Origin of the sequence: Paenibacillus alkaliterrae (genome assembly GCF_021532375.1) — a bacterium.
Taxonomy (GTDB): Bacteria; Bacillota; Bacilli; order Paenibacillales; family Paenibacillaceae; genus Pristimantibacillus; species Pristimantibacillus alkaliterrae.
Window position 1 is genome coordinate 1 of record NZ_JAKGAP010000115.1, and the last position, 9,917, is coordinate 9,917.

At 49.7% G+C, this 9,917-nt stretch carries 7 protein-coding genes; 6 read left to right on the top strand and 1 reads right to left on the bottom strand.

Going from position 1 to position 9,917, the window contains the following annotated elements; all coding sequences use genetic code 11:
* Positions 1-693: 693 nt before the first annotated feature.
* The 4 genes from L1N85_RS26040 (at position 694) to L1N85_RS26055 (ending at position 6,096) form a co-directional block, all read left to right on the top strand.
* Positions 694-1,479 carry a helix-turn-helix domain-containing protein gene (locus L1N85_RS26040; protein WP_235241934.1) on the top strand — a complete coding sequence of 262 codons (786 nt, stop codon included), beginning with the start codon at positions 694-696 and terminating at the stop codon, positions 1,477-1,479.
* A 93-nt stretch (positions 1,480-1,572) separates the two neighbouring features.
* On the top strand, positions 1,573-3,141 hold the full coding sequence (locus L1N85_RS26045; protein WP_235241935.1) for an SAM-dependent methyltransferase: 1,569 nt from the start codon (positions 1,573-1,575) through the stop codon (positions 3,139-3,141).
* A 173-nt stretch (positions 3,142-3,314) separates the two neighbouring features.
* Positions 3,315-4,526 (top strand): MFS transporter, encoded by a 1,212-nt coding sequence (locus L1N85_RS26050; protein ID WP_235241936.1) that lies wholly within the window; start codon positions 3,315-3,317, stop codon positions 4,524-4,526.
* A gap of 109 nt (positions 4,527-4,635) precedes the next feature.
* Complete coding sequence (locus L1N85_RS26055) at positions 4,636-6,096, top strand: arylsulfatase (protein WP_235241937.1); 1,461 nt, start codon at positions 4,636-4,638, stop codon at positions 6,094-6,096.
* Positions 6,097-6,236: 140 nt separating this feature from the next.
* On the opposite strand, the gene L1N85_RS26060 is transcribed toward L1N85_RS26055, so the two are convergent.
* Positions 6,237-6,776, bottom strand: coding sequence for a MerR family transcriptional regulator (locus tag L1N85_RS26060; protein ID WP_235241938.1), 540 nt, complete (start codon positions 6,774-6,776; stop codon positions 6,237-6,239).
* 183 nt (positions 6,777-6,959) lie between these two features.
* Here L1N85_RS26060 and L1N85_RS26065 point away from each other — a divergent pair, with 183 nt between their 5' ends.
* Positions 6,960-7,805 carry a hypothetical protein gene (locus L1N85_RS26065; RefSeq protein ID WP_235241939.1) on the top strand — a complete coding sequence of 282 codons (846 nt, stop codon included), beginning with the start codon at positions 6,960-6,962 and terminating at the stop codon, positions 7,803-7,805.
* Positions 7,806-7,968: 163 nt separating this feature from the next.
* Positions 7,969-9,747: a stalk domain-containing protein gene (locus L1N85_RS26070; RefSeq protein WP_235241940.1), complete on the top strand. Its 1,779-nt coding sequence runs from the start codon at positions 7,969-7,971 to the stop codon at positions 9,745-9,747.
* Positions 9,748-9,917: the final 170 nt, after the last annotated feature.

Sequence of the window (9,917 nt, forward strand, 5' to 3'; positions counted from 1 at the left end):
GGGTATTTTATAGGACGCATCGTTATATTCCTCTTTTTGGCATTATCATACCATATCTAGCCATTCTCTACTATTAGCTTTGAGAGACTACTAGGACTTTATTTTCTCGTCCATGGCTGCTGCTGTATCGTTTTTCGGGTCAGTCAAATCCTTTATTTACCCAAGACACTAATTACAATTCCTCTCTAACAATGTCCCCAATTTTTCTGCTAAAGCATGCTGTGAAATAGGCTTTCCATTCGTGAACCACCATTCTACTCCCCTAATCCCAGATTTTTTCTTTTGGTTACATCCACTTCATCCTTAAACTCTTCGAGAAGAAAGTCAAGGAATACGTTTGTAGAAAGACAATCGGCAAAGATTGAAGCCAACCTTCAATTGACCGGTTTAATAGAGGGTGACATGAATATAAGGGCAACATTCTCAGCCATTGTAGGATCTGCGCCTATTAAGCTGCTGTTTGACACAGATTTAGACGGTAAACCCATTCGGTGCAACGCCATTGCTAAGCCGAACATGGATTGGGTGTAAACCTGGTTCTTGCTCGGTTTTTCTCGTTCACGCATTGTGGAATGAAATGTCATTTTTTTCGTGCATAATGCGAACGTATGTGCTATATTGAGTGATGTAAGAAATGATGTCTAACACCCGCTATCTACATAATATAGATGATCGAGAGGGAGGTAAAGAAAGATGACTGTTCGCTATTCGGAAGTAGACGAGGTGATCGCCTACATTCATCAGCATATCTATGAGCCACTGCCGCTTTCCCGATTGGCCGGGCATGCGGCCTATAGTCCGTATCATTTCGGGCGTGTATTCAAGGAAAAAGTCGGGCTTTCACCGCTCTATTATGTGTCTGCTCTACGATTGCAAAAGGCAAAAGATTTGTTGCTGCGAACGAATCTGAGCGTACGCGAAATCGGATTGGAGATCGGGCAGCAGAGTCTGGGAACCTTTACGACCCGTTTTACCGAACGGGTAGGCGTGACGCCGGCACACTTTCGCAACTCGGCGCTGCAGGCGGACAATAACTTCCGTACCTTGCAGAAGCTTAACGATTGGCGTACGACGCATCCTGTTTTAAATCAACATGCCAGAATAGAAGGGACCGTCCACGCGACGATTCCTTTTGAGGGTATCATTCTGATCGGCCTGTTTGCCAAACCGATTCCCGAAGGACTTCCCTTATACGGTACGCTGGTTTCTTCTTTGGGGGATTTTTGTTTGACGGGCGTGAAACCAGGCACCTATTATCTGATGGCTACATCGGTCTCATGGGGGATGCAGGCCATGGATTTTCTGCTGCCGTACAACACCTTGCGCACAAGGTCAAAGGAGCCGATCGTAGTAAAACCCTGCACCTCCGTTCCTCTTCAGCAAGTTGTGCTCCATGTTCCTCGCCCGGACGATCCTCCAATCCTGATTTCCCTTCCCTTGTTGATGCAAAACTTCCTCAATCGGATTATCCAACATTGATAAGCTGTCGGAACAAACCTTGCAATTGGATAATCAAACCTATAAATTCTGTTTAGGGGACCTAATAAATTTAGTGGAGTAGGTTAAAAGTTAATGACAAATTACGGGCATCAAATTTACCGTTTCAGCGAAGCGCCCATTTGGGAGCTGCAGCGGGCGTATTTTGCAGAGCGGGGGATCGAGGCATGGCAAAGCGGGGAGGTGCCGCAGTACATAACGAGTAACCCCATAATAGCAGTGGCATATGCGGAAATGATATTTGGGTTTCTGCAAGATCGGGCAGGGCTGGGTTATGCAGCTGAGCCGGTTACGATTGTTGAGCTTGGAGCGGGCTCGGGCCGATTAGCGTTTCACGTCATTAAAGAGCTGTGCGCACTAAGGGAGTATGCGGGTATTCCGCTTCCTCCTTTTCGCTACATTATGAGTGATTTAGCGGTCAAAAATATTTCCTATTGGCAGCAGCATCGCAGCCTGCTGCCCTATGTGGAGCAGGGGATTTTGGATTTCGCGGTATTTGATGCCGTTAATGATACGGAGCTCCAATTGACGCAATCGGGCGTTACGATAAGACCGGCTGACTTGAAGCAGCCGCTGCTGATTATCGCGAATTATTTTTTTGACAGTATCCCGCAGGAACTGATTTATGTCGATGAAGGCAAAATCTATGAGTGCCGGGTTTCCTTCCGGTTTCCGAATGAGACAACTGAGCTTCGCGCATCTGACCTGCTGGAACAGGCCATCCCAGAGTACCATTATCGCAGAGCGGCCGAATACGAGCAGGAGTCGTACCCTTATCGCGGAGTGATAGATTTATATCGACAGAAGCTCGAGGATTCGCATATTCTGTTTCCGGCCGCCGGACTTGCTTGCTTAGAACGGCTATGCGAGCTGTCGCAAGCGGGGTTTCTGCTGCTCACGGCGGATAAAGGCGACCATCGGTTAGAGAATTGGGAGTTTGCCGAGCCGCCTAAGCTCATTCACCACGGAAGCTTTTCCTTGACGGCCAACTACCATGCGATTCAACACGTATTTGAGCAAAAGGGTGCGGGCGCTCTCTTCACCGCGCATCACTACAAAAACTTAAACGTTGGCTGTATCCTTATGCTGCAGGAGCCGATGAGCTATGGCAATACCCGCCTTGCTTATCGGCGTTTTGTCGAGCGTTTCGGGCCAGATGATTTTTTCAGTATGAAAGAATGGTTTGATGAGCATTTGGAACAAATGAATATGTCCCAAATCCATTCCTTCTGGCGGTTAGGCAGCTACGATGCGCAATTGTTCCTTCAAAGCGCCAAACATATCTCGAGCCTGCTCTCCGCCAGCGGAGAGGAAGAATGGGAAGATATTCGCACAGGGCTGCACCGGATGTGGACAGGGTACTATCCGATGGAAGAGAAGATTGACTTAGCGTTAGTAAGCGGAATGCTTCTGTATCAAATGGATATGTTCACGGATGCTCTGATATTTTTTGGAAGATCGCTGAAGGATAACGAGGCTGCCCCGGTTGTGCTCTATAACATGGCGGTCTGCAGCTATGAGGTTGGACATGAAGATGAGGCTTGGGATTATGCGCATAGAACGTTAGCTAAGGAGCCTGAGCATGAAGGAGCTTTATCGCTTCGGGCGCTTTTGAGAGAAAACGTTAAAGATTCGACGGACTAGCCGCTCTAAGCGCAAATAGCCCGGTTAAGCATCATTAGATGATGTTTAACTGGGTTTTTCTTGTTATTGCTCCTTCATGCGGTTTTTGAACAATAGGTAAAGGAGGCGTATAGTGAGTATTAGTTGATTGTGTATCGGATCTTGATGAGCTTGGCAAGAAGGAGGGACACTGCATGCAATCTTGGAAGCGTACGATGTGGATTCTTTGGTTCGGCGTTCTATTCTGCAGCTCAAGCTATACGATGTCGGTGCCATTCCTGCCGCTCTTCCTCTTCGATCTTGGCGTAGAGAAGAGCTCGGTTAATTTGTGGGCGGGGATCGTACATTCCTCGGCGTTCCTCGTCGGGGCCGTCATGGCGCCATTATGGGGACTGCTCGCGGACAAGTATGGGAAGCGGAAGATGGTCATCAGGGCCGGGCTCAGTCTAGCGGTCATTTATGCTTTAATTGCGTTCGTGCAGACGCCGTGGCAGCTGGTGGGCGTGAGGATGCTGCACGGGTTTGTCGGGGGGTTCGTGCCGGCTTCCATGTCGATCGTAGCCTCCGTTGCGCCGAAGGAAAAGCTCGGGTGGAGCCTCGGCATGATGCAAGCGGGCACGATGACCGGCGGCATTCTCGGTCCGCTGTTCGGAGGACTGCTGGCGGAAGCGTTCGGCCTGCGCCGATCCTTCGTCGCCGCCGCCGTCATCATATTAGCCGCGACAGTGGCGGTTATTGTGTGGGTGAGGGAAGGCAAAGGGGGGCTGGAAGGAGCGGCGGAAGAGAAGAAAGAGAAACCGGTTACATACCGTATGGCGTTTCGGAATCGCGCGCTCATGAGCATGCTTCTGCTCCTTGTTCTCTTCCAGCTGTCGGTGAATATGATTCAGCCGCTGCTGACGCTGCATATCGCCGAGCTGCAGGGCGGCCTTCAGGGTGCGGTGCTGTCAGCCGGCTTCGTTCTCTCCCTTATTGGAATTGCGGGCATTCTCGCTTCGCCGGTTTGGGGCAGGCTGGGCGAGCGGAAGGGCTATTATCGCATTCTCACCGTATGCTTGCTCGCTGCCGGTATGGTCATTAGCATACAGTACTTTGTTCAGGACTTATGGTTGTTCGCGATTGTCCAATTTATCTTCGGCTTGTTTATGGCCGGGATCGGCCCCATCGTCAATACGCTTGTCGTGCAGAGCACGGATGAGCAGTTCAGAGGAAGGTCCTTCGGACTTACGACGAGCGCCAATCAGATTGGCGCCATGCTGGGACCGCTGATTGGCGGACTGCTAGGACTGGCTGTCGGCATTCATTGGATCTTCGTCGCCACAGGCATGATGATGGCCGGCGCCGGCATGACCGTCTGGCTGAAGCGCCGGCGGGAGTTGGGGCGATTTGTACGAGAAAAGTATTGAAATGCAGGAGTGAGCACGCAGTCGTCAAAGTTAGTATTTATGAAATCGTTTTCACTATTTAATACCGGCAAGGCAATCGACAAGACGAGTTTATGGAGGAGTCAGCGAGATGAAGCCTAATCTGCTATTTATTACGGTCGATCAAATGCGTTATGACTGCTTAAGCAAGCTTAAACATCCCGTGGTTGAGACACCGAATTTAGATGCACTGGCTGAAAAAGGAGTTATGTTCACTAGCGCCTACTCTGCCACGCCGACATGTATTCCTGCAAGGGCTGCAATTATGACGGGGATGAGCCAGCGAGGTCACGGACGAATCGGATATGAGGAACGTATTCCTTGGAATTATGAGCACACACTGGCAGGGGAATTGGCCAAGTCCGGATATCATACGCAATGCGTAGGCAAAATGCACGTGTATCCGGCAAGAAATTTATGCGGATTTCATAACGTCGTACTTCATGACGGCTATTTGCATCATAACCGGAATAAGAAAGACACGCCTTATGGAGAGCATTTCGATCAGGTCGATGATTATTTGCAATGGCTGAGGCAGAATGCCGGAGCAGAATTGGATATTACCGATTTGGGGCTTGACTGCAACGCTTCAACCGTCGCTCGGCCATGGCATTTGCGGGAGCAGCTTCATCCGACAAATTGGACTGTTACGCAATCGATCGATTTCCTGAGAAGGAGAGATCCTGGCAAACCATTCTTCCTGTGGACGTCCTTCGTTCGTCCGCATTCACCGCTTGATCCGCCGGGGGCCTATTGGGATCTATATGCGGATGCTGAAATGCCGGAGTGCCCGGTAGGAGATTGGGTCAATTCGGAAGCGGCGGCAGCGGGCGGAACAGGAACGACGATCACGAGAGGAATAATACCGAAGCGAAGGCTTAATCGTGCGCAAGCAGCTTATTATGCGTTAATTACACATTTGGATGACCAAATCGGACGTCTGCTTGATGCTCTTCAGGAATATGGTCTGAGTGACAATACTTTTATTATTTTCACTTCGGACCATGGCGAATTGCTTGGCGATCATCACTTCTTCAGGAAGGCGCTTCCGTACGAGGGAAGTGCGAAGGTTCCGCTTATACTATTCGATCCTAGCGGACGATTAGGCTTGAAGCGGGGCAGCACGGTAAAGCAAGTCGTCGAGCTTCGGGATATTATGCCGACCTTGCTCGATGCAGCAGGAGCTGCTTTGCCTCAATCGGTAGAAGGCCGGAGTCTTCTGCCATTGTGCCGCGATTCCGAAGCAGGCGATGATTGGAGAACGTATTTGCATGGCGAGCATGCCTATGGGGAGCTGTCGAATCATTATGTAACGGACGGCAAGTGGAAATATATATGGTTTTCCCAGACTGGTGAGGAGCAGCTGTTCCACTTGGAGAATGACTCTTCTGAGCTGAGCAATTTGGCGGAAGATATTCACTTTAAGGATGAGCTGCAGGTCTGGCGGGCACGGCTCATCTTGGAGCTGACCGGCCGCGAGGAAGGGTATATCAGAGAAGGCAGGCTGGTTACAGGGATCAAGCCTCGAAGCTGTTTGTCTCATATTTTATAGTGGCCATACCTGACTTTACAAAAGGCTTATGGATTAACCGCTGGCACACAATGGGGCTGTGAGTGTCTTAGAAAAAGAAATCGGGGCTGTCCCTAAGATCATTGCAGATCTTAGGGACAGCCCCTCTCCATTTCATCGCCTTACAGGAATGAGAAAAAAGAGCGCAAAAGGCCGCGCTTCCTTGGCGGAGCCTGTAGCTTGGCGAAGGCGGCCGGGTGAATTTCGTCGAGAGACGGGTAAGTTTTACTGTTTGTCATTTGAATCGTTTCTAAGGATGCGGCTAATTGTTCGATCATTTTGCGCATCTCCTCAAGTTCCTCGCGCTGCTGGAGCAGCTGTACCGAGACGACTTCGTCGGCTTTCTGATCAAGTGAGTGTTCGACATGCTCGATGCGGGTTAACATATCTTCCAAAGACGGTTCATGTGTGTGCAGGGGAGTCTCATCCTGCAGAGGCTCCGGCGGCTGTTTGTTAGTCATGAGTTCAATGCGATCCAATGTTTCTCCGTGATCAATTCGGTCTTTAATGTGAATGAGCAGGTCAATTTCCTGCTCCGAGAATATATAGTGGCCAAACCGGTCCTTATGAAAGAAATTAGGGAAAGTGGAAGCCCAACGTTTGATAGTCGTTTGGCTGACGGAAAGCAGATCTGCGGCATCCTTCGTTTTCAAAATACCCATTTTCAATCCCTCCGCTTCGGGTGTTATGTTATGGATAATTCGCTGTTATTAAGCGACTCCCTGCACGGGTGACAAAGGAAGTGCTAATTCGATAAACAAAGTGTTTTTACGAGTAATCATGCGGTTTATTAAGCGTAAAAAACGAGTACAGTGGAATGATAAGGAAAGAAAGGGGAGATGAGGATGCATGAAACGCTGCTGTCAGAACTAAGGCAGTTTGTAGTCGAGCTCGAGAAAAAAGAGGCTGCAGCCGTATATATGGTCCCCGGCGAGATCATGAACGCCGTGAAAAAAGCCAAATCGTTGGAAAAGCTGCTGCACGAAATATTTATGCAAGTCAGCGGAAGCGGCGGGATTCGCCTTAGTTCCATCATACGCAGAGAGTTCGGCATAAAGGCAGAGTTGATGGATCGCTTCGAGCAGTGGGCGTCTTACAGCAAGGAGCTGTTCGAGGATGAACTCCACGATGCGATTGACAGAGTGGAGATTCGTGCGGGAAACCAGGGGGTGTTTTTTGCAGGTACGCCCAGCAAGAAGGAAGCAGCGGAAACCCTCCAATTGCTGAAGGATATCGCGCATGCCGCGTTGCGATGTCAGTTTCAAACCAAGCTCGCAGAACCGGGGTTATATGTTGATATCTTGGATAAACTCCTGCAGTTTTATGCCCTGCCGAATACATACCCTGAGGGGAACGCCGTTAATTACCGAAACCTCATCTCGGCCGACCGGCTGTACGCGATGTCAGGAGGCGACGATAGAATCACGGATGCCTTGAAGGCTTTTGCCAAAGAGTGGTACCAGCAGTCACCGCATTCATTTCTGGAGAGCAAGGAAGGGTATTTTTCTTATGAATTTGTCCGCGATTTCTTGCACGCATTAACGAAGGAGCAACTGGAGCGGCTGCGCAGCGATTATATCCGGTCCATCGAAGAAGAATTCAAGCTGGTAAGGGTCAAGCCGGATTTGTATCGCGCAAAAAAAATGGAAATCATGCTGGAAACGGTGTTAAGCTGGACGCTGTACGGATAATGGTGTGAAAAAGAATCCCGATCGCTCTCGCGGCTAGTATTTATTGGAATTAAGCGGTGCAACTTATTCAAAAAGCCAGCGTCTATTATGAGGTAATGGATTTAGGATGAGGTGTCTTAATTTCCCAATACGCACTATGAATCAAGGGAGTATGAATGAACAGATGAAACTAACTCGTACAAGTAAAAAAATTTTGGCCATGCTGATCGCCGTCATGCTTCTGCCGTTCGGCGCCATTGCCCACGCCGTTACCGCGCAGGAAGATATTACTTCCGGCACGACCTATGTCGTGTTCTACATCGACAAGAAGGAAGCCTTCCTGGATGGCGAGCAGGTGATGCTCGATGCTGCGCCAGTCGTTATTAAAGGTAAAACATTTGTGCCGGCCAAATTTCTAGGCGATGCATTCGGGATGAAGGTGGAATGGATTGCGGCCACAAGAACGATCGTAATGGAAACGCCAAAGTATGATATTTCGCTCGATTTTATCAATAAATCCGCATTCGTGAACGGCTATTGGTTCAAGCTGGATCAGGTCGCAACGATCGTAAACGGCCGGTTGATGATCAAGCTGACTTGGCTTTCTGATTATATGGGAGCGACGTATACCTATAACAGCGAGCTCAAACGAATAGATGTGCTTCATGTTAGACAGCCTGAGGGCATTTACGACCCGGAAGGGAAAAGCTCGAGGCCAGTGGCCAAATTCAATTTTGCCAAGGATTCTTATCGAATCGGCGAGCCGGTGAAATATGTCAACCTGAGCTATGATCCGGATGCAGAGGCTCTGAAGCTCGAATGGGAAGGTAAGGAAGAGGCGTTTTTCAAAGCGGGAACGTATCCGATTACGTTAACCGCAACGGACAAAAGCGGGCAGAAAAGCGCACCTTACACCCGCAATATCGTTATTGAAGACGAGGTTTATCTAAGCAAGCTGGAATATCCGATCTACACGAAGCCGGTGGGCGGCTATATTGAGACCGACTGGTCTACGCTTTACGGCAATTATTTTAATTTAAAACATATACCGAAGCAAATAACGGAGGACACCTCGCGGTCGTTGCTCCTCAGTGACAGCCCCGAGACGTTCACCGAGCAGGGCATTCTTTATCAGGACTCGGCCGAAGGCAAGACCCGGCTGTACGCCAATCATCAGAACGGAGCGAAGCAGAAGCTGTCCTTCGCCATACTGGCGACCAACATGAGCGATCAGCCTGTGACGGTTAAGACCACGAGAAAGGGTGAGGTATACCCGACGATCTACGCGCTTCAAATGGGCAGCGAAGCGACCGTCGATTTTCTCATGAACGATCCCGTCAGCGAGAAAATGACGATTCCTCCGGGGGAAACGTTCATTTATAAGCAATTTCCGGACTTCTATCCGGGGCAAGGGGTCAACCTGCTCTATGATGTAGAGTCGGACGGCAAGGTGCAGTACACGTTTGCGGTGGCAAACACGGTGTCTGCCCAGATGCTGGATCTGCCGAAGCTTCCTTTCAATGGGCATATTAGAGGAACCTTCCCAATAACGGCCTTCGACTGGAAGATTGATGTTTCAGAGACGGCATTGAATAAGCCCATGCTGCTCGCTATTGGCGACGGAAAGAACGACCCTTTCCAGAAGGGCTTCGACCCGCTTAGAGGAATCGAGGTCGAAGATCCGGCCAACTATGGCACCGTGTACAAAATCCATGCCGAGAAGCCGCGCAAAATGGCGATCATCGTCGTGGCCAAAGGAGGCGCGTTCAAAGGTCCGTTCAAAGTAAATGGCGAGATCAGGAAGGTGCCCGGCTCCGGCGTGCTTACGGCATTCGACGGGATGGTTATTTTGGCGAAGACGACGGGCAAGGAAGAAAGTCTGGATATCGAATTCTCGCCTCCGGCAGGCTCGTCGTTTCCTATTAATCTCATCTTCTATCCGCTCGACGAGCGTGCGGAATAATCCGGTATAAACGATAGAAACGGCATCACCCTTCCTATAAGTTATGAAAAGGAGTGCCTCGTTAGATCATGAGCAATCCGAAGTGGTTCAGGCGATTAGAACAAAAGTTAGCAAACGCACAGCGAATACTTGCCAGACGAACAACAGGTTCATCGAATTGGCATAAGCAG